The sequence below is a fragment of the Polyangiaceae bacterium genome (assembly GCA_016715885.1).
In the GTDB taxonomy this organism is placed as follows: Bacteria; Myxococcota_A; Polyangia; order Polyangiales; family Polyangiaceae; genus Polyangium.
This window is the reverse complement of record JADJXL010000015.1, coordinates 545958-572340: the sequence shown is the minus strand read 5'-3', so window position 1 is coordinate 572340 and position 26383 is coordinate 545958. Positions and strand designations below refer to the sequence as shown.

18 protein-coding genes, 1 tRNA gene and 2 pseudogenes are annotated in these 26383 nt (G+C 59.3%); 6 read left to right on the top strand and 15 right to left on the bottom strand.

The window, feature by feature from the left end; genetic code table 11:
• Positions 1-36: 36 nt before the first annotated feature.
• The 3 genes from IPM54_15985 to IPM54_15975 all read right to left on the bottom strand — a co-directional run bounded on the left by IPM54_15985 (position 37) and on the right by IPM54_15975 (position 13160).
• Complete coding sequence (locus IPM54_15985; GenBank protein MBK9261289.1) at positions 37-9303, bottom strand: SDR family NAD(P)-dependent oxidoreductase; 9267 nt, start codon at positions 9301-9303, stop codon at positions 37-39.
• Entirely contained in the window at positions 9300-10082 is a 783-nt protein-coding gene (locus IPM54_15980) for an SDR family oxidoreductase (GenBank protein ID MBK9261288.1), read from the bottom strand. The genes IPM54_15985 and IPM54_15980 overlap by 4 nt, the downstream gene beginning before the upstream one ends.
• 96 nt (positions 10083-10178) lie before the next feature.
• The gene (locus IPM54_15975; protein MBK9261287.1) at positions 10179-13160 is read right to left on the bottom strand and encodes a beta-propeller domain-containing protein; all 2982 of its coding nucleotides are present in this window, start codon (positions 13158-13160) and stop codon (positions 10179-10181) included.
• Between the two features lie 301 nt (positions 13161-13461).
• On the opposite strand from IPM54_15975, the gene IPM54_15970 reads away from it, so the two are divergent.
• Positions 13462-13953, top strand: a complete 492-nt coding sequence (locus tag IPM54_15970; GenBank protein ID MBK9261286.1) for a hypothetical protein — start codon at positions 13462-13464, stop codon at positions 13951-13953.
• On the opposite strand, the gene IPM54_15965 is transcribed toward IPM54_15970, so the two are convergent.
• The 3 genes from IPM54_15965 to IPM54_15955 are packed head-to-tail and all read right to left on the bottom strand — an operon-like array spanning position 13954 to position 16311.
• A complete protein-coding gene (locus tag IPM54_15965; protein ID MBK9261285.1) occupies positions 13954-14913 on the bottom strand; it encodes a hypothetical protein in 960 nt (319 codons plus the stop codon).
• A gap of 19 nt (positions 14914-14932) precedes the next feature.
• Positions 14933-16024, bottom strand: a complete 1092-nt coding sequence (locus IPM54_15960; protein MBK9261284.1) for a hypothetical protein — start codon at positions 16022-16024, stop codon at positions 14933-14935.
• A gap of 2 nt (positions 16025-16026) precedes the next feature.
• Complete coding sequence (locus tag IPM54_15955) at positions 16027-16311, bottom strand: hypothetical protein (GenBank protein ID MBK9261283.1); 285 nt, start codon at positions 16309-16311, stop codon at positions 16027-16029.
• 55 nt (positions 16312-16366) lie between these two features.
• On the opposite strand from IPM54_15955, the gene IPM54_15950 reads away from it, so the two are divergent.
• From IPM54_15950 to IPM54_15940, 3 genes are read left to right on the top strand one after another with little or no spacing between them, the layout of a single operon-like run.
• The gene (locus tag IPM54_15950; GenBank protein MBK9261282.1) at positions 16367-16672 is read left to right on the top strand and encodes a hypothetical protein; all 306 of its coding nucleotides are present in this window, start codon (positions 16367-16369) and stop codon (positions 16670-16672) included.
• Complete coding sequence (locus IPM54_15945; GenBank protein ID MBK9261281.1) at positions 16618-17445, top strand: hypothetical protein; 828 nt, start codon at positions 16618-16620, stop codon at positions 17443-17445. The genes IPM54_15950 and IPM54_15945 overlap by 55 nt, the downstream gene beginning before the upstream one ends.
• Before the next feature lie 8 nt (positions 17446-17453).
• Positions 17454-17783 (top strand): hypothetical protein, encoded by a 330-nt coding sequence (locus tag IPM54_15940; GenBank protein MBK9261280.1) that lies wholly within the window; start codon positions 17454-17456, stop codon positions 17781-17783.
• A 423-nt stretch (positions 17784-18206) separates the two neighbouring features.
• On the opposite strand, the gene IPM54_15935 is transcribed toward IPM54_15940, so the two are convergent.
• The 3 genes from IPM54_15935 to IPM54_15925 form a co-directional block, all read right to left on the bottom strand.
• Positions 18207-18767: a hypothetical protein gene (locus IPM54_15935; protein MBK9261279.1), complete on the bottom strand. Its 561-nt coding sequence runs from the start codon at positions 18765-18767 to the stop codon at positions 18207-18209.
• A gap of 62 nt (positions 18768-18829) precedes the next feature.
• Positions 18830-19363 carry a hypothetical protein gene (locus tag IPM54_15930; protein MBK9261278.1) on the bottom strand — a complete coding sequence of 178 codons (534 nt, stop codon included), beginning with the start codon at positions 19361-19363 and terminating at the stop codon, positions 18830-18832.
• Positions 19364-19428: 65 nt separating this feature from the next.
• A tRNA-Ser gene (locus IPM54_15925) sits at positions 19429-19515 on the bottom strand.
• Between the two features lie 263 nt (positions 19516-19778).
• Between IPM54_15925 and IPM54_15920 the strand changes: the two genes are divergently transcribed.
• Complete coding sequence (locus tag IPM54_15920) at positions 19779-20618, top strand: protocatechuate 3,4-dioxygenase (GenBank protein MBK9261277.1); 840 nt, start codon at positions 19779-19781, stop codon at positions 20616-20618.
• Here the strand turns inward: IPM54_15920 and IPM54_15915 are convergent.
• From IPM54_15915 to IPM54_15890, 6 genes and pseudogenes are all read right to left on the bottom strand, one after another.
• Entirely contained in the window at positions 20608-20907 is a 300-nt protein-coding gene (locus IPM54_15915) for an ATP-binding protein (GenBank protein MBK9261276.1), read from the bottom strand. The two genes, IPM54_15920 and IPM54_15915, sit on opposite strands and share 11 nt — an antisense overlap.
• Before the next feature lie 1167 nt (positions 20908-22074).
• Positions 22075-22742: pseudogene (locus IPM54_15910) on the bottom strand (response regulator transcription factor).
• 43 nt (positions 22743-22785) lie between these two features.
• Positions 22786-23325 carry a pyridoxal-phosphate dependent enzyme gene (locus tag IPM54_15905; GenBank protein MBK9261275.1) on the bottom strand — a complete coding sequence of 180 codons (540 nt, stop codon included), beginning with the start codon at positions 23323-23325 and terminating at the stop codon, positions 22786-22788.
• The gene (locus IPM54_15900) at positions 23258-23719 is read right to left on the bottom strand and encodes a pyridoxal-phosphate dependent enzyme (protein ID MBK9261274.1); all 462 of its coding nucleotides are present in this window, start codon (positions 23717-23719) and stop codon (positions 23258-23260) included. Before IPM54_15900 ends, IPM54_15905 begins: the two co-directional genes overlap by 68 nt.
• Complete coding sequence (locus IPM54_15895) at positions 23716-25086, bottom strand: hypothetical protein (protein MBK9261273.1); 1371 nt, start codon at positions 25084-25086, stop codon at positions 23716-23718. Before IPM54_15895 ends, IPM54_15900 begins: the two co-directional genes overlap by 4 nt.
• Positions 25083-25808: a ribulose-phosphate 3-epimerase gene (locus tag IPM54_15890; GenBank protein ID MBK9261272.1), complete on the bottom strand. Its 726-nt coding sequence runs from the start codon at positions 25806-25808 to the stop codon at positions 25083-25085. Before IPM54_15890 ends, IPM54_15895 begins: the two co-directional genes overlap by 4 nt.
• Positions 25809-25969: 161 nt before the next feature.
• Between IPM54_15890 and IPM54_15885 the strand changes: the two are divergent.
• Positions 25970-26373, top strand: a pseudogene (locus IPM54_15885) (GNAT family N-acetyltransferase).
• Positions 26374-26383: the final 10 nt, after the last annotated feature.

Below are 26383 nucleotides of genomic sequence, written 5' to 3'. Positions count from 1 at the left end.
TGACGAAGCCGGTTTTTGTCGGTCAGGCAAAGCCGATCAGGGACTCCTCCGAAGTCGTCGCATCCCGTCGATCACGTCCGGCGGAATTTCCTGCGGGCCCAAATGCAATGGCGCCGCTCGCATCCCGAGGCTCTGAAGAGCGCCAAGCACCTCGCGCGCTCGAGTTTCGTCAACCATTCCCCGCGTAGGACCAAGCTCGGGGCGCTCCGCCAAAAGCACGGCTTCCGCGTGACATCCGGGGAGCCACAGAATGGGCAGCCGCGCTCGTACTGCAGCCGCTTGGGCAAATGGGGACGTGCGCAAGAGAGGCCCCGCGTCGATCATCCCTCCACCCACGAGCAATACGTCGCGACGCTCGCGCATTCGCTTCCAAGCCTGTTCGTCGGAGAACGCGCGCGGAAACGAATCGTCGATGACGATGGTGCCTGGCTCGAGTTTGTCCACTTCAATGACCGCACCGCCGCTCGTCGCGCCCAAAATGAGATGGGCATTTTCGAGCGAAGGCGAACTGCCCGAAACGCGCGGATCGACGAATCGGAACGAAGCTGGTTCACCGAGCAGTGTGCGGCAAAGCGTCCATGTCGCGCGTCCGATCGAACCAAAACCGAGCGCCCCGACGTGCATGTCGGCGAAGGTTTTTCCCAGCGTATCGAGCACGAGTTTTACGGTGAGGAACATTGCGGCAACCGTGGCCGCATGGCCCGTGGTCAATTGCTTTTCTTCGAGCGGCAATCCAGCAAGCGGGCGCATTCCGAGTCCCGTCAATGCCGGTAGCATTCCTGCGAGCGCAACCACGGGCGCCTTCGTTGCGAGCACGGCCACGCGCACGCGATGTTCCAGATCGGTCGACTCCGTGAGTTTGTCGGCGCTCATTGGCAAAAGCACGACATCGGACGTGCCAAATCGGGATGTCACTCGTTCGACCACGATCGGGTCGGTGATCGGAATGGGCGTATTGGGCGGCGCATACACCACGAGCGCCGACGATGAAGGGAGCAATGCTTTGGCACGTAGCTCGAATGCCTGCGCTACTCGTTCGGCAATCGGCGCGCCGTGGACATGCAATGTCATGCCGCCATGATGCGGCATGATGCCCATCATTACTTCGGTGCGAGTCGACCCCGTCGCAAAGTGAAAGCGGCTGCCGGCGAAATGCGGCACGATCGACGATTGCATCGTGCTTCGTATTGCGGACGGATCGAGCCACGACATAAAATATCGGCCGAGCGTATCGATTGCGGAGGGGCCGAGGAGCGTCACGATGGCATGAGGCGGCACGTCCGCGTGCGCCATTGCATCGTCGAGCGCACGCATGACGTCCGCAAGCTGCAATGGAGCACGAATACGCACGGGAAGCGCTCGAGCAAAAGGACCGACGACACGCGATAGATCACCCGTCGTCGAATCACGACCCGATATTGCGGTGGAAATGACGAGGTCAGACGAGCTCGTGACGTCTGCCAATGACTCCGCAAAGAGATGGAGCGCAACGACATATGCCGACGTGCGCCCTTCGCGCGCTTTGGCAAAAATGGCGTCGCGCACTTGCAATGGTAGTTGCACGATATATGAAACTTGCTGCTGCGCCAGCGAAGCTGGCCCTTGTTCCAGGCCGTCGAGCGTTTTGCGCCAAAATGAAAGCTCGTCGGATGTCGGGGTTTGTCTCTCATGATGAACGACATCGGCGAGCGTCAATGGTAATGCAGGGAGCATCGGGGGTTGTCCCAATCGAATGGCATCATGCGCTGCGCACAACTCATTGAGCAGCGAAAAACAGCTCCACGCATCACTGATGATGTGGTGCGAACAAAGCACGAGGACGTGCTCATTCGCCGCTCGACGCACGAGCCACCACGCAAAAAGTGGAGGTCGTTCTGGATCGAACGATTGCGATGACGCGTCCTCCAAAACAACGTCGATACGGCGTCGAGCTTCCTGTTCGTCAAGAGAAACCACATCGACGACTTCGAGGTTTGGCGCGGTGTAATTTGTGAGCACTTCTTGCTCGACGCCACGCGAAGAACGCGAGAACTTCGTGCGCAAGACGCTGTGTCGTTCGACCAGCCATGAGAGCGCACTGCGAAGCGCGTCGATGTCGATATCGCCTTCGAGTGGAATGGCGGCCGACCATGTTGGGCATTTGCCGCTCGTTTGCTGCGCCAGCCAGAACCCTCGTTGAACAGAGGTCAAGCCAAAGCGGACGCTTTGCACGGCGCGAGACGTCGAGGCACCAGCAATGATTGACGTCGTCTTGTCGATGGCCATTCGCAAAGCGTCCTCGAGCGCGGAAAAGCGTCTGTGCCGATATAGCTCGAGTGGGCGGAGGTTTTTCGCTATGGAACCAAGACGGACGCGGATGTGATCGAGCACTTCGAGGGCTCGGATGGAATCGCCGCCGAGAGCGAAAAAGTCGTCTTCTGGACGCGGATCGGCATCGAGCGCGAGGACGTCGCGCCACGCCGATACGAGCGCGGCATGCACGTCCGTTTCACCAACCTCTTTCGGTTCCGTACGAAGTTTGATGCGATCCGCTTTTCCCGCCGGAGTCCGCGGGAGTTTGTCATGGATATCGAAGCGATTGGGGACCATGAATGCGGGCAGCCTTGCTTCGACAAACTCGCGCAAATCAGGTGCTGCCGCCCCTTCGACGAGCTCGATTGCTGCCACGAGGCGGCCGTCATTCCACGTGACGACAGCATGGCGAACGGCCGGATGCATAACAATCGTGTGCTCGATTTCGACAAGCTCGACGCGATTGCCTCGAACTTGGACTTGATTGTCTTTGCGACCCATGTGGACGAGCGATCCGTCTGGCAAGCGCTTGGCGAGGTCGCCCGTGTGGTATGCGCGCGCCGCGCCGCTTCCGATGAAGCTCGACATGGTGCTCGCATGATCGAGCAAATAGCCATCGGCAATGGCACCAGCAACGGCAATTTCACCGACGCCATTTTGGTTGACATCGTCGAGCGTGGTGGGCGTGCCAAAACGTGGCCATCCGATGGGGGTGTGCACATCTTCGGGAGCCGGATCGCGAACGATTTCGTACCATGTCGCATTCACGATGGTCTCCACGCTGCCGTAAAGGTTGAATAGCCGGCATGAATGCGTATTGCCGACGGCGCGAGGCAATAACGCGCGCCAGCGCCTCACGAGTGCGGCGGGAACGGGTTCGCCGCCAATGAGAATGGCCCGAACGGCTGCGAATGGAACATGGATGTCGCTTCGTTCAACGGCGTCCATGAGGTGTACCCAAAGCGATGGGACCGAATTCCAAATGGTGATGCGCTCGTCGTGCAAAAAACGCACGAGCGCATCGGGATCACGAAGCGTATGATGATCGACGGGGTAGATGGAAGCTCCAGCAAGGAGCGCAGAAAATATTTGTCGAATGCTGCCACCAAATGCAAGGGACGACGTTTGCGCAAAACGATCGGCATCCGTGACGGCAAATGCACGGTGCACCCAGTCTTGAAACACGAGGCACGCTCGATGAGATACGACGACTCCCTTGGGTTTGCCCGTGCTACCCGATGTGTACATGACATAGGCCGCAGTTACGTCGGATTCGTTGGGACCAGACAAACTTTCGCGCTCATCGATGATCTGGACGGGAATGGAATCATGGAAGCTGCGAGCGCGTTCGGCGAGATCAGCGGTGGTGACGAGGCAACTTGCAGCCGACGATTCGAGAATTTGCGTAATGCGCGCGTCGGGCCAATGGGGATCGAGGGGAACATAGGCATTGCCTGTTCGCAATATCGCCAAAATCGCAACGACGGCATCTTTGCTTGGTAACGCAAGGACGGCAATGCGCCCGGACGAATTTTTATATTCGCACAGTCGGCCGGCAAGCGACGCGGAACGTCGTGCAAGTACACCATAGCTGAGCCCTTGGATTGCATGTCGATCAGGATGCAGCGCGCACCGATCGAGAATTCGACCATGCAGCGTGTTCGGCATGGCGGCGCGCGGAGCATCGACGAGGTGTGTCGCGCATGCATCGACGAGCGCTTGCATTTGAGAAGCCGAAAGATGACTGCGGGCGGCATTGAGGCACAAATGGAGTTTGTCGTTTGCAACGAATGCGACCAGGGTTGCGCGCGTAAAACCTGCGGCTGCACGACCCACGACGTCATCGATTGCAAAGGAACCAATGCGCGAGCTTTGCGGCAAGAGCGGAAAGCTGAATCCGACGGGCGTAATGCCGACTGGGCCGGCCAATGATCGCTCGACGACATCGGCAATATCGAATGCGGAAGCAGCTTCGTGTTTTTGCGCTTCGTGAAGATACGCTTGCACGCGTTTTGCAACGGCGGCGGTATCCTCGTTTATGCCCACCTCGGCACGCACCACGAGCGCATCTGCAAATGCACCGACCAATCGGTCGAAATTGGGCAATCGTGCTGAACGCTTGCCATGCGCAACGCGCACGACGACGTCGTGCTGCCCGGACGCATCGAACAATGCGCGAATCCATGCGGCCAATGCCCACGCGGGCAATGTGACGCCGCTCGATGCCGCTTTGGCTCGCACATCGGTAGTCGCCGCCATGTCGAGCACTTTCCTCACGAGGGCTCCACCGCCGGACGATGGCGCATCGATTGGGCTCGTCCACGGCAAATGCAATGGAGGCGCCCCTTCGAGCCGTGCACGAAACCAGGCGACATCCGCAGCAGGAGAGGGTTTTCTCGAGACGTCCATTGCTTCGGCAAGAGACGAACGTAATGGTTCGAGGGACGGGGTTTTTCCGGACCGTTGCGCGCTTAAAACTTCGAGCAATTCGAGCCACACGTTACGAACGCTCCACGCGTCGACGACGGCATGATGACCATTGACGAGAAGCCTTCGACCATCGGTCACGAAACGCACGAGAGGACCTCGCTTCAGGTCAAATGGTTCGTCCGCAATGGCGTCCTCAGCCGCAGCATCGAGCTCGCTCACGATGCGAATTTCGGGTCCAGGACCCGGGACTTGCACATAATGCGCTCCATGACGTGTTATGACCGCCGCAAGCGCAGGATGCCGAGCCACGAGAATTGCGACGGCATTTTGAAGTTCTTCACGCTCGAGCCTTGGGCCGCCATCGTCGACTCGCGCAGCCAGCAATACATTGCCGGGCATGTCCGGGAAAAACGATCGTTGGGCCACGAACGAAAGCTGCGACGGCAAGAGGGCCTCGCCCCCTAACCCCCTCTCCACAAGTGGAGAGGGGGAATAGTCCTCACCCCCCCGCCCCCTCTCCCTATGAGGGAGAGGGGGAGAAAGAGCGCTCGGCATGAGAGCATCAATGGCCAAAGCCGCTTTCGCAATGGTGTCGTGCTCGTAAAGGAGTGTCGACGGGAGGGTTTGTCCGATTTTTGCTTCGACGAATTTGATGATATCGAGCGCCGTGAGTGAATCGAGTCCAAGCGCTGGAAACGACACGTCAACGTCAACTTCGAGCGGCGGCTTCTCGAGCGCTTTCGCGACAAACTCGCGAAGCATGTCCAACGTGGTCGGCACCTCCGCATCCACAAATTTCGTTGGCAGCTTCGACGGAGACGCAAACGAAAATGCCGCGGTCGCTCCTTCGGGAAGCGCAACGACATGCCCTGCATTCACGCCCCGCGCGGCCAAGAGCGCATTCGCCGCGCTCTTCATGTCGAGCGTGGGCAATTTGTTCTTTTCAATGACGGCGCGAAAAGGTTCGGCCAAACCTCCCCCAGTGAGAGGCGGCAATGCAACACTGACGAATGGTGCGCCCTGAGCACGCGCATTTTTCGTGTATTCGTCGAGCGCCCGATTTGCCGCAGCGTACGCTTCGAGCCCCCGGTCGAGACCCGGAAAACATGCAGAAATGGATGATGCACACACGAGCTCTTTGAATTCAATCGATTCCAGACGCAAAAGGGCGTCGCGTTTCGCGGCAACGCACAGGTCGGCGTCGAGATTGCCCGCAACATGAAAAAGCACGTCCACGGGCGGCAAGAGCGCTGCCGCAGCCCGGACAGCTCGACAACCTGAAGACGTCGTGAGGTCGGCCGAACAATACGTCATTGCAGCACCCAACGAACGCGCTCGATGAAGCAATGCCTCCACATCGGAATCGAGAGGCCTTTTTCCCACGATCAGCATGTGTGCAACGTGAGGCGCAAGCTCGTCCACGAGCGCACGACCCAGGGCACCCGTCCCACCCGTGACAATGACCGATGAACCTCGAAGCGATGGCGGATGGTTTGTCTGGGCCAGTTCGAGCCGACCTTCACCATTCAAAACAAACAATTGAAATATTGGGTTGCGACGATCGCCTCGAGGGATTTCGCGAAGCCAATGCCTCTGCCCCGCACGAGGACCATCGGCAAGACCGGCATTCGACACGCGACGTTTTGCGCCTTCGACGATTACGTGAGCGTTCGTTCCGCCAAACCCGAAGCTGGAGACGGCACCAAATTCGCCCGATTGCAATTGGAGAGTGAGACGCGCAAGACCTGCGATACCTGCGGCCGCCATGAGATGCCCGATGATTCCTTTGACGGCGATAACCTTGGGACCGTGCGGGTAGACGCGGCGAAGCACGGCGCGTTCGACTTCGTCGCCCACGCGCGTCGCCGTGCCGTGAGCTTCGACGATCGATATGCGCGCAGCATCGATTCCCGATGTTTCGAGCGCTCGACGAATGACGGATTCTTGACCTGCAGGATTCGGCGCCATGACACCAAGCGACGCGCCGTCGTTGTTGATGGCTGATCCATGAATGACCGCAATCACGGGCAAACCATTTTGCTCGGCAACCTCGAACGGCACGAGCACGGTCGCCAGCACACCTTCGCCGGGCACGGTACCGTCCGCGTCCGGCTCGAATGGTCGACATCGGCCCGACGGCGAAAGAGCCCCCGCGCGCGCGAAAAGCAGGCCAAGCGTGGGCGTGAGGTTCAAATGAACACCGCCCACGATTGCAGCGGCGCATTCGCCAGCTCGAATGGATTGACAGGCAACGTGCAGTGCAACGAGGGACGACGAGCAGGCGGTATCGACGGTAAGCGCGGGGCCACGCAAATCGAATGAATGCGCAATGCGAGCCGCGAGCATGGAAAGCAAATTGCCGGCAAGCGTACCCGGAGGCAACGCGGAAACATCGTTTTCAACGTGCGCGAGAACGTGTTCGAGGTACGCCGGATGCCCCGCTCCAATGAAAACGCCAATATCCCGCCCAAACGTATGCAAGTCCAAACCCGCGCGCGACAAAGCCTCGTCCGCTATGGTAAGCATCAACCGCTGCTGCGGATCCATGGCGGCCGCTTCATCGGGCGGAACACGAAATCGCTGCGCATCGAAAAAGTCGACGTCGTCGATGTAGCCCCCAGGGCCCCCCTTGCGCCCCGCTTTGGGCAAACCAATTTGCGTTTGCTCACTCTTTGCTACTTCGAGAAACGTTGCCGGTCCACGAGCCCCAGGCACGCGACACGCAAGCGCGACGATGGCAATCCTTTTGTCTTGGTGATTGGTTTGTCTTGACGATGTATGCTTATCCGGATCAACGTCTTGTTCGAGTATTCGAGCAAGCCGATGCACCGTGTCGCCGCGCATGAGCAAACGGTGGTCGGGCGCGATTCCAATGCTCATTTCAAGCGAATCGATGACCTTCACAGCCATGAGGCTCGTGCCACCAAGCAGCGCAAATGGCACGTCGAGCTCATGATCACCAAGCGATCGACCGAGAGCTTGGGCAAACGATTGTCGCACCAAACTTACGGTCGTGGGGTGTACCGCGTGATCGTAAACTCCGCTTTCGACGTCGACACGAACTTGGGCACGTCGTTTTTTGCCGCTCGTCGTCCGTGGGATTTTTGGTAGAGGAAAAACCCGAGGCACAGCTCCGATTTCAGCGGTGAGTCGTTTGCGTATTTCGGGAATGACGCGAAAACCTTCGGCTCCCTCGGCAAGCATGACGCCAATCGTCGGTCGTTCGGGGATTTCTCGAGCATCTGCAACGAATACTGCAGCCCCGATTCGGACGCCAGGTATGCTTTCTGCAGCAAATTCGATATCATGGGCGTGAAGGTTGCGACCATCGACGATGACGACATCCTTTTGACGTCCAACGATGACGATTTCACCGTCCACGACACGCGCAATGTCACCCGTCCGGACAAACTCGTTGTGCTTGATCTCCTTCGTGGCGGGTTCGTCCAAGTAATACCCACGCGTGACGTTGGGTCCCGCAATTTCGAGCTCGCCTTCGGATCCTTCAGGCAGCTCGTGGCCTTTTTCATCGACGATTCTCACGCGCATATCGTGCACGGGAGGCCCAAGAAGCAATCGCTTTCGGCCATCGATATCGACCGTACGAATGCCACCTCGCGTCGGTGCAGATACGCAAACGGTGGCTTCGGCGAGGCCGTACATGGGCCTGTGCGCCTCTTCGGGAATGCCCGTAACGCGGGAAAAATCGCAAAGCACGTTTGGATCGAGCGGCTCGGCGCCCGTCGCGACGATCCGCACGGACGAGAGATCATATGCGCTGGGCGCGCGCGTGCGAAGCGCACGGGTTGCTCGGGACAAACCAAGGCACGTCGACGTGAGAACGGTTGCGCGATGCTTCGCAGCAGCTTCGAGCCATTGCAGCGGATCGGCCATGGCGTGCACAGGATCCATTCGCACTTGGCGAGCTCCCACAAAAAGTGGCCCGAGGTGTCCGCCGATGAGCCCCATGTCATGATGATGCGGCATCCATGTAAGAGCGATGTCCGATGAATCGAAATGAACAGCGGAGGTGAATTGCCGAAGGTTTGCCAGTATATTGGCGTTATCGAGCATGACGCCTCGTGGGTCACGCGTACTACCCGAAGAAAATTGAATGAGCGCGAGCGGATTTTTGTTATCTGCGACGACGCCAGGGCCTGCACGACGCAATTCACCAATATCGAGAAATTCGAGGCCCGGAGGCGCAAGGGTCGTGAGATTTCGGTCCACGACGATCAGCGGATCCGCGAGGACTCGAACGACCTTGAGAATACGCTCCAGTTCGCGTTCCGAGGCATCTCGAGGGCCGGCGAGCGGCGCGGGAACGAGACCCGCGAACAATGCGCCCCAAAACGCAACGAGAAAATCTTCAATGTCGCGAATCAAGAGCAATACGGGTTGGCCAATGCGTGCTTTTGCCTGACAAAACCCTCGTGCAGTGAGCATTGCCTGTCCGGCAAGGTCAGCTGGGCATAATGAACGGCCTCCTTCGATGACGACGGTGGCGCGAGATTGATCGGCGTCGTCCGCACGCGAAAGCAATAATTCTGGCAAACTTCGGGGCTCATTACGAGAAATCACCAGGGCCTCCGCGTTCCATCTGATTCGAGGAAAAAACCATGATTGGCTGGGGTCAGACGATCGATCAATTCAATCAGCCGGCTCGCCGCTTCGGCTGGTGATGTGCGAGCGTCGGGCTGTGCCATCGAAGTACGCACGGCGCCCGGATGGACGGCGACGACCACGATGCCCATGGGCTCGAGATCCGCTGCAAGAGCTCGGGTTGCCATATTGAGTGCGGCTTTGGAGATGCAATATCCATAATTGCCGCCCGTCGTTTTTTCTTCGAGGGAACCTCGGCGCGAAGAAAGATTGACGACAATCGGTATATGGTGCGTGAGTCCGGTCATGGATCGATTGTTTTCGTTTGTTTTTTGAAAACTACGCGCAAGAAATGGCAAGAGCGCGCGTGTAACGAATATGGGGCCGAACGCATTGGTGTGCATCATGCGATCGAGGGCTGCGGTCGTAATGCTCCCGAGGTCGTATGCCGTACGAGGATCGGCGATGTCGCGGCTCGTGGAATTGATACCGGCATTGTTGACGAGAACGTCGATGTGGTCGATCGAGGAAGGCAGGCGCTTGACCAAAGTGGCGCACGAGTATTCATCTGCAACGTCGAGCTGCACGACGTGCAGGTTTCGTTCATTTTGTCGAGCAAGGTTGAAAAGGTCTTTCGCGCGAGTTTCGTCGCGGAAGGTGCCGATTACGCTGTCGCCAAGAGCGAGAGCCCGTTCTACGAGGGCAAACCCAAGGCCGCGGGTGGCGCCCGTGATGCATAGGATGCGAGGATGATGCACACGGGAGAAATACAGGAATGCGTGGGGCGTGGGAAGGGCGGATTCACGAGAGCATGCTAAAATCACACTCTCGCGAAAACCGCTGATTGCAAGGCTTCACTGAATGTCGATGACTTCGAGGCCGTACGGACCCATGGCGCAGAGAGCGCTATTGCCATCGAGCGTGACGTTTTGCACGTAGTTCGTAACGTCGCCTTTCTTTGCGAGCGTCATGTCAGCCAAATCCGTCGCATCGAGCACATGAATGCCGGGTTTCGAGCCGCTCGCGAGCACCAATCGATCGTCTTGAGCCGCAACGGCCCACATGTAATCCTGCTGAGGCAGGTCGTGCCACGCGGATTGAATGGAGTTGCCGCTGATGTCGCCAATGACGAAGACCGAATATTCGGAGCTGTTGGCGGTGTATCGGTACGATTGCGAAAACACGCGGCTCTCGGTCACTCGAGTGCCATAGAAGCTGACGTTGTTATCGAGCGTATCGGTATCGAGCACGGTGACGTTGTTTGCATTGACATCGATGAGCTTTAGCGTTTGCTCCATGTACGAGCAGGTGTACGAGCCACCTGATTCTTCGAGCCACGTATTCCAGCCATACGTCTGATAACAGGTGTCCGGATTCTGGACGGGGACGCTGATGCGCTTGTAATCGATGGTGAGCGCATGCGTGGAAGCCGCATCGTACGCGAGCAATGCGCCTGGCACGTTTTTGGACGAAACCGCACCGGGCTGACCCGACGCATACGAAACGCTGTCCAGATAAAACTTTACCTTGTTTCCTTGACCAGGAACGGGCTCCCAATGCGACGTGAGCACATGGGAACCATTCTTGATGAGCAGCGAATGCCCTGTGCCATCAGGGAGCTTGCGCGAAGCCAATTGCACGGGCATTGCCGGATTCGACAAATCCACCGTTTCGAGCCACGCCTGTTCTTCGGCACCATTTGCCGAACGCTGGATGCGCCGGAAGACGAGCTTGTTTCCGATTTGCACAATGGCTTGTCCGCCATCGAGCGAGCCCCATTGACTCCACATTTCGGTCGAGAACGGCATCGAAACGCGTCCTTCGACGATGGGTGCGGCCGGATTGGCGATGTTCACGACGACGACGTGCGTCTTGGCGACACTGCTTCCGCCGCCACCCGCTTCGTCCCAATAGTAATAGGGATACGTGGACCACGCAATGGCAACTCGGCTTTGATCGAGCGAATAAAGCTGTGCGCCATAGAAGTAGCCCCAGCCATAACAGTCGTTATCGTCTTCCGAGCCGACGACGTCTTTGAGATCCAGACGGCCAAGCGCTTCGACGCGGCTCGGATCATTCGCGGGAACGACGTCGAGCGTCGCAGCGCTGGTCCACCAATCTGCGGAAACGCGGACGATGTGCGAGCCGACGAGAGCGGATTGGTTGACCCACGCCGACAAACCAATCCGATCGAGGCGCGAAGGATTGTCACGGTTCGTGATGTCGTACGAGCTGACTTCGGAATCGGATACGCTGAAGAGTTTGCCCTGGTGAATGAGAGCTCGACGGGCAAAACCATCGAGCGGCGCCATGCCACGCTTGGTGAGCGAATTCAGCGTGAAGTCGACGATCTGAATGCCGCTTTCGACCTGCGAGCAGCCATAATATCCATTTTCTTCGTTCCAGGAATAGGCACCGTACGGGACGAAGATCGCGCCGAGCGTCATGTCGATCTTGAACGCCTTGTGGATACGATCCTGATCTTCGGGAGCCCACGACCAATCGCCGCCGAATGCAACGCGATTGATGAGCGTGGGGTTTGCAAAGTTCGAGACGTCGAAGAGCGACACGTTCATCGAACCTTCGGGATTCGCGTTGTCGTAGCCAAGCGCGAAAAGGCGATCGCCTCGCGGTTCCAAGTGGTAAATCCAGCCGGGCAATTCGAGCTCACCCATTTGAACGGGCTGCGCCGGATTCGAGACGTCGATCGTGAAGAGCGGATCGGTTTGCTCGGCGGTGATGGCATAAAGTTTCGTGCCGTCGAATCGCGCCGATCGAAGTCGCTCGGGCTTGGGCAACGTGAGGTCGAGCGAAGCCATCGGGGAAATGGAGTCCGATGAATTGATTTGGAAGGTTTGCACCGTGGGAACGCCATTTTCCCAAAGACCAGGCTGACTGATGACGCGCAGGACACCTTGGTGTTCGTCCATTTGCCAGCGACTTTCGATCATGCCTTTCGCTTCGACGGATGCGCCCACGTGCAAGACCCCACCGGGATCTGCAATATCGACGATTTGAATGGTGGAATGTCCCTGGCTATTTCCGTCCCATTCGATGCCCGCAATGAACATGCGATCGGGCGTGACGGTGACGCTGCGCCTGCCCCAGCCATAACCATTGGGATCGGAGCTATCGAAACCGACGCTGTCGACGACGGCAATGTCCGCAGGATTCGCGACGTTGATGGAAGTGACCGTCGTGGTGGGCGTATCGGCGCAGTTCCAGCAATAACCATTTTCGTAGGAAACCGCATAAAGCACGTCCCCGACGATGCGCGAATCCGAGATTTCGCCGGGCAAGTCGAAGGTGCCGATTTGCACGATGTTTGCCGGGTTTTGGACGTTGAGCGCTTCGATGTGGCTCGATTGGATGTAGTTGCAGTTGATGTAATTCGCGTCGCATTCCCATTGGCCAAACGACGAGAACATGGCGTAAACGACGCCGCCTTGCAGGTACATCTCGAAGGGCGTGCCCTGAATCGGGTAATGGCCGAGCATCGAGAGATTCGAGGGATTCGACATGTCGATGATCGACAGGCCGCCGTATTGGGAGAGGGCATAAAGCTTGTTGCCCTCGACCTGGATGATATCCGCTTCTTGAATGGCCTTTTGCGCGCCACCGTCGCCCGAGTTGTTATCGTTTCCCGGGCTCATTTCACCGCCGCCGGTGCCCGCGGATGCATCCTCGCCGCCTCGACCAATGCCGCCAAAGGGTGAATCGGAAATGAATCCATCAGCGCCCTCGTCGGAGGGGGTCGAGCTGCAACCGATGGCTGCGGCGCCGAGGGTAATTGCAATGAGTGACCAAGCCGAATACTTTTTCGTGCGTGTAAACATGTTGCTTCCTCCGGTAAAAGCGGGGGCGGAATCACAAGCCGTCATCATGTGCCATGTCCAAGAGTTGTGCCAACGCGCCATCGGCATCTGGGCTGCACGTAAATGACGCAGTTGTCAGGCGTTTCCACGTCGACCAATGACGGTGGCAGCAGCGTTGGCACGACTTGGCACACGTCTGTGCGGCACGATTTGCGGGCGGCCGCGAAGCGTTTGCGGGATTTGTGTTTCGAGCCGTGAAGCGCAAAAAGTGCATGACAAGTCGCACGTGAATGAAGTACGGTCATACAAAGGATCGAATTGAATGATGAGGATTTCGCAACTGGCATGCTCGATTGGTGTCTTCTTTTATGCCTCCGTGGCACACGCGGATCTCATGCCGCCCGGCGGGGAAGGCGTCAGCGAATGCCGCAACAAAAAAGCGGGCGACGCTTGCGAGCGCATGTCCATCGACGACGGTGGATGGCGTCGCGAAGCTGGCACATGTGTCAAAGAAAATCTCGATCACTTGCCATTGAAATTCAAAGCTCACCTGCGCTGCATACCCGCGCCGTCGCCGTCTGCATCGGCATCCGCAGCGGCGCCGCCCGCGTCGGTCGTCCCAACGGCGCCAGTCGTCTCGTCGGCCGTCGTAGCCCCAAAAGCGCCCACGCCAGCGCCTTCCGTAGCGGCTGACACGCCGAAAAGCAGCGGTGGATGCTCGTTCGCGCACGAACCTGCCAAGGGCGCTGCATTCGCCTTCGTGGTGCTCGCGCTGGGATTGCTATTGCGGAAACGAGAACGAGTCCGATTTTGATCAAGGCGCAACGCACGTGCCGGCGATTGCATTGTCAATGGGCGGCAATGCGAGAATGTAATCGGCCAAATCGCTCATGTCGGCATCGGTAAGACCCTGGTACGCCCCTTTGATGGGCATGGGAGGACAAACGTTGCCCCCGGTTTTGTCTTTTGCGGTCTCGAGCAAATTGATCAATTGCTCCTTCGTATAGCCCAGACCCGTGGTCGGATGCGGCGTGAGATTCGTCGAATGGATGACCTGCGGAAACGGAGGGCTCGGGTATCCGAGGACCGCGGAGGCAAACATGTTGTTCCCCGCAAATAATTTCGTCTTGTCGAGGGTGCGGAAATCCGTCGGTTCGACAAGCGGTGTGTGACACGTAATGCACGCGGCGGTCGCAAGATAACGACCGCGCATGGTTGCATCACTTTCGACGGTTGGCATGGGCATTTCGTCCGCTTGCAGTGGCGGAGCTGGTGCAGAAATGGGAACGTCGAACGGGGGCTGATTCGGTGCGGTCTTTCGGTCGACGGGTTGCGTCGTGCGCAAATACATGATGACGGAATCGACGTCGTTCGGCGTGAATGTCGCAATGAGGAAGTACGGCATGATGGGGAACATAGCCGATCCATCAGGACGAATGCCCTTGGTGATCATGTCTTTGATTTCGTCGTCCGAACGATTGGCGAGGCCGGCTGCATGATTGGTGATGTTTGGCGCGGAAATACAACCGATATTGGGATCCATCGGATCGACGTCGATGAAACAGTCGTCACCACCCAGGAATGCGTTGGGGTCGGGCATTCCGTCGGGCAGCTTGGGCGTATGGCATTGACCACAAGGACCAAGGTGATCCACGATGTATTTGCCTCGCTCGACGCTGGCCTTTTCCGTAGGCGTGGGCGTCGGCGTCGGCGTTTCGTCGCCACAACCGATAAAGAGAACGAACGACGCGAGGGCGAATCGGGAAAGGTTCATACGTCAAAACTCCTTTTGTTCATGGGGGCATGGTAGAGGGTGCAAGGACTTCGTCGCCGAGCGGCGCTCCACGGAGAGCTCGGAGAAATTCAATGATATCCGCTATTTCCGCGTCGGAAAGCTTTACGGAAGGATCGAGCAAGGGATCATGTAAAGGATCGGCGAGCGCTGCCTCGGACGTGAAATGAGCAATGACGTCACGCAAAAAGGCCCCGCTGCCATCGTGAAAATAGGGCTGGGTGTCGATGACGCTCCGGAGTGTGGGCGTCAAAAATGCGCCTCGATCTTTTTCGTCGCCCGTCACGGCAAACCGCCCTTCGTCGTCGCGCTTTCCGTCGGCGCCCGGAATGGCCGTGGAAACATTGTGAAATGCAAAATCGGTAAAGAAAGGGCCCGAATGACAAGAGCTGCATCGAGCGCGTCCGCTGAACAATTCGAAGCCTCGGACGGCAGCGTCATTCATCGCTCCATCATCGCCCGCATTCCACTTGTCGAATGCAGAATCGCGGGACACCATTCGACGCGAAAATGCGGCAAGCGCACGCCCCGTGCGACGGAAAACTTCGGAGGGCGCGAGCGTCTTGGGGTTTTCTCCAAATGCCTGTTCGAAAAGTGGCATATATTCGGGAATCGATTCCGTGATTTTGCCGTAGAGCGCCAATTGCGCGGCAGGTACGTCCTGCCCAAGGTTCATGTTGGCTTCGGCAAAGGGAAATACCATAACGTCGACCAAATCGGTGCTCGAACCGTCCCAGCGAAAAATGGGCGCATAGACGATGTTGAGCATCGAGGTCGTGTTGCGATCGGTGCGAGGAAATGCTTCGGGATACGAACGGTCGGGAACCGCCGTGATGAGATTGTCTTGAAACCGCGTCGCGGCGACATGGCAAATGTCACAATTCGTATTTCCGCTGGCCGATAAGCGAGGGTCGAAAAACAAGAATCGTCCGAGCTCTTCTTTGGCTTTCGTGGGAGGATCATCGTTCCATTCGGGCAGCAGGGGGACCGGGCCGAATGCCGGAGCACGCAATGCCGGCGTTGAAGTGACAGCAGAGTCGGGTGCGCAACCGAAGGCGAATAACGAAATGGCAAGGAGGCTCGGAATGCGCATGGTCAATACTGAATGAAGTGTTGATTCCCAAGCGACACTTCGGCATCGGCACCATTTACAGTCATGCGTACGGACACGCCCGTCACGGGGGGTTGCCCCGCAGGCGGAGGAGAATTGTCGAAGGCCGCCAGATCGCCCGGCTGAGGCCCTTGAAGTGGGCTTGCTCCGGCAATCGACACGAAGGCCGCCATTTCCCAGGCACCATTTCCGTAACGCGGAGACGATTGAAATTCCGCAGTAAGGTCGTCCTGCACGAGCGTTTTCCCGTTTTCCATCTGAGCATTCATCGCATCTAGGTTTTTCCTGGGAATTTATAGCTCCTTTCGACTGCTCTCACCGGCGATGATCATCGCAAGTCGGCAAGAGACACGGGAATGGGCGCACGAGGAATTCGGTCACGCGCAGCTTGGCGACGCACGGCGCACGCTTCGTCTGGTTCGGATGGCAGCGGAGGCTGCGAGGCATCCCGGCGGGACGGTCTTGGACGTTTTTCGTTCGCACGCCGAGCGGCAAGGAGCATATGATTTCCTGGCGAATCCGCATATTCGAGAGAGTGATATCCTCGACGCAATCGCCATGGCGACCGCTGGCCGATGCGAGGGCAGCCGTTCGTTTTCGTCACCGTTGATGGCACGAGCCTTCGGCTGACCGATCGAAAATACACGAAAGACTTCGGTGCCATCGGCACCACGAAGCTTGGCGCTCGCGGGCTCAAGGTCATCCATTCCTATGCGGTTTCCTCTGATGGTGTGCCGCTCGGGATCGTCGACCAGCAATGGTGGAACCGTGTGCCACAGAAAAAACGCAATGACTGCCGTCGTCGTGTGGTTGCAGAGAAAGAGACACGCCATTGGCTCCGCACGATCGAGGCGAGCAACGAGCGGCTGGCGGCATCGAAAACGCGATTATGGTTCCAAATAGACCGCGAAGGCGACCGCTATGCGACACTCAAATCGCTCCATGACACCGGGCAATGGTTTACGGCCCGTTCGACCTATGGATCTCGTTTCGTTCGGAATGGCAGGCGCAAGGAGCGCCTTGCCGAAGTCCTCGCACGAACGCCACCACGTGGGACCTATCGGCTATTCGTACGATCGCGGGATGACCGAAAAGGAAGAATGGCCACGCTGCGCATTCACACGACATCGGTGGTGCTCGATATGTTCGAGCGAGCCACCCGTGAGCGATACCTCCTGCCGGTGAATATCGTTGACGTGCACGAAATGGGCACGATACCTGATGGCGAAGAGCCGATTCATTGGCGGCTCGTGACGAATCACTCAATCGATACGGATGAGGACGTGGCGCTCGTGTTGTACGGGTATACGCAGCGCTGGCGAATCGAGGATCTGCACAAACGTGGAAGTCAGGGGCCTGCCGAGTGGAAGATACGCAGCTACGTTCGACCCGGCGTGTTATAAAGTGGGCGATGATCATGGCCGCAACTGCCGCCCGTATTGAGCGTATCAAGCTGCTCGCCCGCACCGACCCATTACAGCCCGCGTCTATCGAGTTTGGACCTCACGAAATCGCGGCGACTCTTCTCATGAAGCGAAAATACAAAAAACAAACCGAGACGATCCTCGAATCAATGCCCACCATTGGCCAATTCACGATATGGCTGGCGGAACTCGGCGGGTACATGGGCAAGTCTTCCGGCGGGCCACCAGGCTCCATCACGATCCAGCGGGGTTTGGATTTCATCCTGCCGATCGCCGCGGCACTGGCTGCGATCGAGGACGAACGGAAGATGCGATGAATGCTCAGCGTTTTCCATGGGAAGCACATTAAAAATGTTTTCGCCACTGGTCGTCGTCGCCCAAACGAGGTTCTTGCCGATGACATCGCCGGGAGGCACATGCACGATGGCGCCATTTTGCGCCCCAATCGGGACGCCTTGCCCGTCGGCCACGAATACAACGCGAACTCGAAGCGCATACACCGCATCATCAACAACGGGCGGATCCGAAGTGGTCCCAGCGGCAGGCGTGGAATCGCCACATCCGAGCAGCAAAACGGCTGCTGCGAACAGAAATGCTTTCATGCGCGTCACCCCAGTGGATCGACGCTTGCAAAGATCATTCCGTTTGTCAAGCAGGTGTTTTCACGACACGACGCATATCGCGCATGCTGCCATTGCAGTGCGGATTCTGCACTCAACGCAGTTTTCGCAGTGCGGAAATCAAGGCGTCAGAATCACAATGACTTCGACGGTGCCGTCCGGGGTTTTACGAATGACGCGAATGTCCGCGGATGCTTCGCTGGCCACATGCCGCGACGGAACGACGACTTGCTCGCAATTTTGATGGTCCTTTTTGCACGTATTCAGCGCCATGTCTTCGGCCATGGTCACGGGCCTCAGCGGAACGGCCGATTTGCCTTTCAATCGTGGAAACGATGTGCCAGCAAACGTAGCGCCCGATGGATCACGCGGGTCGGGCCACGAGCACGTTACGAGCACGTCGGCGACTTGGGCATGCGAAGCAAGCGCCGATCCCGTGGCGGGCGAAGGAGGGGGCGGTGGTGCTGCCATTGGATTGGGCTGGAATGGGGCGCCCGCTTTCAGCGACGGACAGAGCTTTGCCGTATCGGCCGCTACTTGAATGGCAACGGGCAAATTGGCATCGACCGCCGGCGCGACTTCATTGGGAATGCGTTTGCTGCACCCGATGACGACGAACGAGCATGCGACCAGAAGACTTGGCAAAATGGACGGCGTCGCGCGGGCGAGAAAGGTCGACATGCGCCGACGATATCACGGCAGCGCCCTCGAGGAAACATTCGTCCGAACGGCTCGGCTGAAGCTCATTTGGTGCGTCGAAGAGCATCATCGGTCATGCGGGCAGCATCGACCGCGGCCCGAGCCGTCGTCACTCGAGCCTCCGCACGCGCCTGTTCGACGGCGATTTGTGCATCGGTCACAATGCGGCTTGCCTCTTGTCGGGCGTCCAAAACGACTTTGGCGGAATCCGCTTCCGCTTGGTGTCGATGCTTTGCAGCCCATATTTCCGCATCTGCTTTCGTCCTCGACGCGGCAGCTTCGGACTCGAACTTCAATCGAGACGCCTCGGCGGCGGCATCGGCCCGCATCGTCTCCGCTTCCACGCGAATGGATGCGGCGACTTTTTCGGCGTCTTCGACGCACTGGTAGCGGCTCAGGCGATGCACGTCTTTCTGCAACGCGGATACTTGCTCATCGAGGGTCGCCATTTGCTTCGCGAGGTCGGCATTGGCAGCGTTGGCTCGCCCCAGGGCAGCCTCGGCGTTGCGGGCCTTCACGGCAAAGAAGGCCATGGCGACAAGGGCAGCGAGGGACAGAATGATGAGGAAAGGTTCCACGTGGTGTTACCACTGCGTCAGACGGTCCAGTCCTCTACAGGCAGCCGAGCCCGACGTAAATCCAGCGGAGGAGAAGGGATTCGAACCCCTGGTACAGTTCCCCGTACGACGGTTTTCAAAACCGTTGCCTTCGACCACTCGGCCACTCCTCCCAGAGCGCGACCCCTTGTTGCCACTTCCGTCCCCTCCTGTCAATCCCGCAACGTCGTCCCACGATGCTCGCGCATCCACCCACCAGCACTCGCGCCGCCCCGCAGCATGCTCACCGGGCGAGCCGGACGAGGCGAAAAAATGAGTGCCGCTTAAGGTTTTCGTAACATCTGCATGGGAGACGAGCATCGAGCGCGGCGAACGCCGCCCCGAACGGCCAGGAGGATCCGATATGTCGAACCAAAAAACAACGTCCCGACGTGACATGCTCCGATTGGTGAGTGGACTCGGAGCAGCAGCTTTGCTCGTCAACTGCGGCGACAACACGAACACCAACGCCACCGCGGGGAGCGGAGGGGCTGGCGGCAGTGGTAGCGGCGGTGCAGGCGCCGGGGGCGAAGGCGGTGCGGGTGGGTCGTCGTCCGGCGGGTGGGCATCCGGCGGCACGTCGGTGCTCGAAGGCAAGGATTACGGCAATCCATTCGAATCGGGCATCGGCCCAACGTGCAACGTGTACAAGTCCTCGACAGAAGGGCCCTGCCACGCGACAAGCGACAAACTCTTCCGCAAAGACGTGAGCGAAGGATACCCCGGCCTTCCAACTCGACTCGAATTCCTGATCGTCGACGTCAATTGCAACCCCGTACCAGGCGCCACGCTCGAAATCTGGCATTGCGATACTCACGGCCTTTATTCAGGCGACATCGACGGAAACAACGACGCATTTTGCACAGGCGGCGACGCCGAAGCCGCAGGAGCGTATTGGTACCGCGGCATCCAGACGGCCGGCGCCGACGGCCGCGTGACGTTCGACACGAACTTCCCGGGCTGGTACGGAGGAAGGGCAAACCATATCCACTTCAAAGTCTCGGTCGGAAACTCCCAATACCTCACGTCACAGGTGTTTTTCGCCGAAGAACTGAACCAAGAGATTTACAACTCGCAACCGAACTACGAACCGACGAGCAAAATGGGATATCAACCGATTGCCAGCGACAAGGTGATCCAAGAGGCTGGCCTTTCCCTGGACGAAGTCGTCATGCAAACCGAAAAGCAAAGCGACGGCGCGCTACTGGCGTGGAAAGCCATCACCATCAACGCTTGATCTCGAACATCACCTCGAGCCCACCATGCTCCGACGGCCCGAGCTTCATCGAATAACCGTGCAGCTCGGCCGCCCGAAACGCAATGTGCAGCCCGAGCCCCTGCCCGTCCGGCGCGCGCGTCCGAGCCTCGTTCCCTCGATAACCACGCTCCACGAGCCGCGATAACACCTCCGGCGCAATGCCAGGCCCATCGTCGATCACCCGCAATGAAAAACCACCCCCCCTCCTCCAACACAATCGCCACATGACCTCCGGGCCGATTGTATCGCACGGCGTTGTACGTGACATTGCTGACGGCTTGTTCGAGCAAGGTCATGTCCGCAAGAACGATGACCGGCTCGGCGGGTACCGCGCGCTCGAGCGAGATTTCGAGCTGCGTTGCAATGGGCCGATGCCGGCCTACGACGCGTTCCACCAATGCGCAAAGATCCACGGAGCTGTTCTGAAGAGACACCTCGGCCGCCTCGAGCCGCGCCGCGACAGTAAGATTGTGCACGAGCGAAGCCATGTAATGAGCCTCGTTCATGGCCGAGACCACGGTGGACGCTTCGGGCGCGAGCCCCGTTGCCGCGCGCTCGCGCAACGTGGTGAGGTGATCCTGGAGCACGGCGAGCGGCACCATGACGTCGTGCGCCGTCTTCGCCACGAAGTCGCGCAGCGCCCGCTCGCGCCGCTCCTTCTCGGCAAGTTGCGCGCGGATGTCGCGCCCCGCTGCGTCGAATGCCGCCGCAAGCTCGGCAATCTCGTCATCGCCACCCATGGCCACGTCATTCGCATACGATGCCTGAGCGGTACGCTTCACGGCTTCGGTGAGCCTACGAATTCTCGCAACCACGGGCCCCACCGCGGCGAGCACTGCAACGACGACGGCCATGACCGGCAAGAGCCACAACGGACTTTCGGGCAGAATGGCTCCCCATGCCGGATCGGTCGTTCCACGCGCGTGCACGAATGCACACGGACCCGCACGCCAAGACATGCGCACAAGCACCTCGACCTCCGACGTCGGCCACGAATACGGCATGGCCACGACGTCACGGACTGCCGCCGCGCGGACGAATGCCGCCGGGAGAGCAGGCGCGGCGACGTTTTTCGATTGAAACGCCTCATCGTATGCATAGAGGACCGCGGGCCGAGCGTGCGGCCGATGCCCATCGTCGGGCGGCGGAGGCGGCGGCTCGCCATGGGGCGGCGGCTTTCCCATGGGTTTGTCCCATGGAGGCGGCCCCATCGGCGGACCACCCGGGTGGTGCCCTGCCCTGGGTGCGCTCGTGCCTCCCCAATGCGCCGGATCCGCCTCGCACGCAGCACGCTCAGACGACATGCGCATGAAAGCATGGTCGACGAGGCGCTGCTCGGCGGCCCGATGCTTGGCCGCAGCGTCGTAATAAAACAAGGCAAGCACGACGGGGAGCATCGACGCGCCCGCCGCAAGCACGAGGCGGCTTCGGAGTCTCATCGCGGCGGCCCGGCACCAAGGCGATAGCCAATTCCCCAAACCGTCTCGATGAGCTCGGCGCCGAGTTTTTGCGCAGCCGCGAGACGTGGACGTCGAGCGTGCGCTCGACGCCTTCACGCGGCCCGTCGAGCACACGCTCACACAGCGCGCGCCGCGTGACGGGCATCCCTGGCCGCTCGGCCAACGAAAGAAGCAGCTCGAACTCGACGCGCGTGAGCGCAACGCGCTCGCCACATTGCGTCACATCACGGCTGTCGCGATCGATGCGCAATGGGCCGATCTCCACGACGTCTTTGCACCGCATCGTGGGTCTGCGCAGGCGAGCGGCCACGCGCTCGAGCAGCTCCTCGGGCCAGAACGGCTTGGTCAGGTAGTCATCGGCGCCAAGCTTGAGCGCGCGGACTTTGTCCGAGGTATCATTGCGGGCACTGAGCACGAGCACGGGGACCTCGGAGAATGCGCGTAGGTCCTTGAGGACGTCCAGGCCATACACGCCGGGGAGCATGAGGTCGAGGATGACGAGCTCGACGTCCGACAAAGCGCTCTGCGAAAGCCGGCGACCTTCTTTGCACCATGTGGGCTCGTACCCGGCGTCTTTCAATCGTTTGACGATTTGCGTGCCGAGCTCTCGATCGTCCTCGATCACCAGAATGCGCGCTGACACTGGGGCTCTTTCGAGGATAGACGAGCTCGTCGCCCGAATGCCACTACCTCAACCACTCCCGCGAAAAATACCGATCCCAGCTATCCGGCAATACCGCGACCACAGGCTTGGTCACCTCGCCCGATGCCGCCACCCGCACCGCCGCACATACCGCCGTCCCCGCCGACCCGCCTACGAACAGCCCCTCGTCGCGAATCAGCCGCCGCGTCATCAAAAAGCTGTCCTCGTCGCTGATCGTCATCGTCGCATCAATCACGGAACGGTCCACCAAATCGAGCGGCGCACTTCCACCAATCCCCTCCACCTTGTACGCCGCATCCGGTCCCATTTCCCCCGTTTCCACCCATTGCGCAAGCCCCGATCCCACCGGATCGGCGAGTACGATCTTCACCCCTTTGGCCACGCGTTTCAAATACCGACCCACCCCCGTGATCGTCCCGCCCGTCCCCGCTCCCGCCACGAATGCCCCAATCTTGCGTCCCAGGGAAACCACGATCTCCGGGCCCGTCGTTTCTTCATGAATGCGTACATTGGCCGGATTCTTGAATTGATCGGCCAAAAACCAACCCTCTTCTTTTGCCAATCGCTCCGCAACCCGTCGAAAATTGCGCGGATGATTCGGCCCCACGTTCGGCGTCACCAGCACCCGCGCCCCCACGCGCGCCAATGCGTGCCGCTTGTCGACGCTCATCTTTTTTCGGCATCACGCAAACCAATTTGTACCCACGTGCCGCCGCCACGAGCGCCAAACCCATGCCCGTATTGCCCGCCGTCGCCTCGATGATCGTCATCCCAGGCTTCAACGTGCCCCGCTTCTCCGCATCCTCGACGATGGCCAATGCAATTCGATCCTTGACACTGCCACCAGGATTCAAATGCTCGCACTTGACATAAATCGGAACCGGCAACCCTCGGCCAATTTGTTGCAGCGGCACGATCGGCGTCTGGCCAATTTCGTCGAGTATGTTCCGTGTCATCGCTCCGCTCGCTGCCCCACGACATCACTCGCAGGCGCCGCTTTCCACGCCGCAGAAAGCCACGCCTTCAGAGCCGCCACACGATCAATCGACCGCGATTCCTTATTTTGCCTCTCGTAAGGCCCCGCCACAAGCAAAATGTCGCGCCCCTTCATCTCCCACGCCACAGGCCCAAGGCTCTCCCGCTCGCGACACGTCTTCCCATACTTGCGCGCAGATTGTACCGCCACCTCCGCCGCATCGAACGCCGTGTCCATCCGCAATCGATACGCCACCGCCACCTGCCGCTTGCCCTGATACGTACGCTCGGCAACGACCACTTTGTCACCCCCCAACCCAGCCGCCGCCTCCGTCGCCACCTTTCGCACCGCAACGTCCTCGAGCAATATCCGCAAACCCTGCTCGCCCATCACGTCTTCGACCACCGGACGATAACCGTCCTTTTCGAGCGCCCCGAGCGACGGCGTCGTTATGACCTCCGCCGGCTCGCGCGCCAATAACTTGTCAATGTGCAAGAGCTGCTCCGTCGTCTCCGGCAAACGACGCCATACCTCGTCCACCGCCGGCCAATCCCCTCGCCGCCGTAATGCTTGCACGCACACGAAACCATCCACGTACGGCGCAACCAACGACGAATTGCTCGCCCGCGGCGTCCTCGCGCCCACCTCCGATAGTAACGTCGATGCCACGAATGCCACGCGAAGCGCATCCTCGTTCATCTCGAACGCCGAACCAAGCGTCACGTCGAGCATCGTGCTCGTCGCATCCCCCTCGATGAATGCATGCACCGCCGAGCTGCGATCACCCTCCCCCGGCTTGTATTTGATATGCGGCGCCAAAGGAAAACTTTGATCCGCCAATGCATGCGCAAGCTCGTGCGCCAACGTCTCCGTCGCTTCTGCTTCGCCAAGATCCCCGGCGAGCACCATCATCGCTTCTTTCGGATCGTAAAACCCCGCCACGCGTCCACCCAAAAGCGCCAATGCCCCACTCAAAAAATCGTATTCGGGCGGCACGAGCTCCAATGCGGCAAGCAGTTCACCTTGCGCTACGAGCACTTCTTTCGGCGTCTCCTCCCCGACCATGTCGCGAATTCGCTGCCCAAGCGCCTCCCGCGTGAGCACCTTGCTCGGCACCGGCCGCTTGATGGGTAGCCCCCGAGCCCGCGCCACTTTGTCGAGCATCTCTGCAATGAGTCGCTTGCTACGGACTTCTTCGGCAGACTCTTCGACCTCGGCCGGCTCGGTCGCCTGCTCGACCGGATCGACCATTGCCGTTTTCGCCGGCGCGTTCGTCACCGGCGCTGGCGCCGAACCACACCCCAAAACCAAAGTCAATGCAGTTACGCCAAGCCAAACGTTTTTCACGCCATTACCCGATCGCTCGTGCCTGCGTCATTACGAATCGCAGATATCGCCGCAGAATACCGCGCCACTCGATCATCGAAAGAAACGTCCTTCACGCCGCTCGCAGCTCCAAACACCGCCGATCCCGCCACGAGCACCCCAGCTCCCGCCCGAACGACCCGTCCCGCAGTTCCCACGGCAACTCCACCGTCCACTTCGATGTCGATCGCCAATCGTTGCGTTTCGATCATGTCGCGAATCGCCGCAATCTTGGGCAGCACGTTCGGAATGAACTTTTGCCCGCCAAATCCAGGATTGACGCTCATCACCAACACGAAATCACATTCCGGAAGCACGTACCGAATCGTCTCCTCGGACGTGTGCGGATTGAGCACCACGCCGGCTTTCTTCCCGAGCGATCGGATTTGTTGCAGCGTCCGATGCAAGTGCGGAGATGCTTCCACGTGCACGCTGATGTAATCCGCTCCAGCCTTTGCAAAATCGGCCACGTACTTTTCCGGCTCCACGATCATCAAGTGCACGTCGACCGGTAGCGTCGTGGCAGATCGAACAGCTTCGACCACGAGTGGCCCGATCGTGATGTTGGGTACGAACCGACCATCCATCACATCCACGTGGATCCAATCGGCACCGGCAGCGGTGACGGCGCGGACTTCTTCGGCGAGGCGTCCGAAGTCGGCGGAAAGAATGGAAGGGGCGATGCGAATCGGGGCAGAGCTCACGGGCGTACCGCTAGCATGTTTTGCACGAGCGGTGGGGAAAGCTATAGGGCTTTCGCGAAGTCGCGGGAAGCAGTTAGGCTGAAGTGAACCCGCGTGAGCGTAGAGCGGAGGCGCTGTGAACGATTTGACCACAGACCCCTCGAAAGGCCGATTTCGACCACATCGTGAGCGTGATCGATAGATGGTGGGGCGGGCCGACGAGCGCTTTGGCGCACCCGATTTTTTCTACGAGCTTGGGCAACTCGCGCGTGTCGTCGAGGTTCGAGCGGCACATGGTCGGGTTTTGTTCGGGTTCATCGCGCCAGACGGCCCAGCGGGATACGTGCATCTGGTGGGAATCCACCCTGATTTTCGCCGGCGCGGGGTCGCACGACTCTTGTACACGGCGTTCGAAGCCGACTGCAAAACAGCGGGAGCCAAGCGGATGAAGGCCATCACGACGATGGGCAACGAAGGCTCGGTGCGCTTTCATGCAGCGCTTGGATGGACCGTGGCCGAAGTTGAAGATTATGCAGGTCGTGGAAGGCAGCGCATCGTGTTTACCAAGTCTCTCGACGAAAATTGAAATTTCTCCC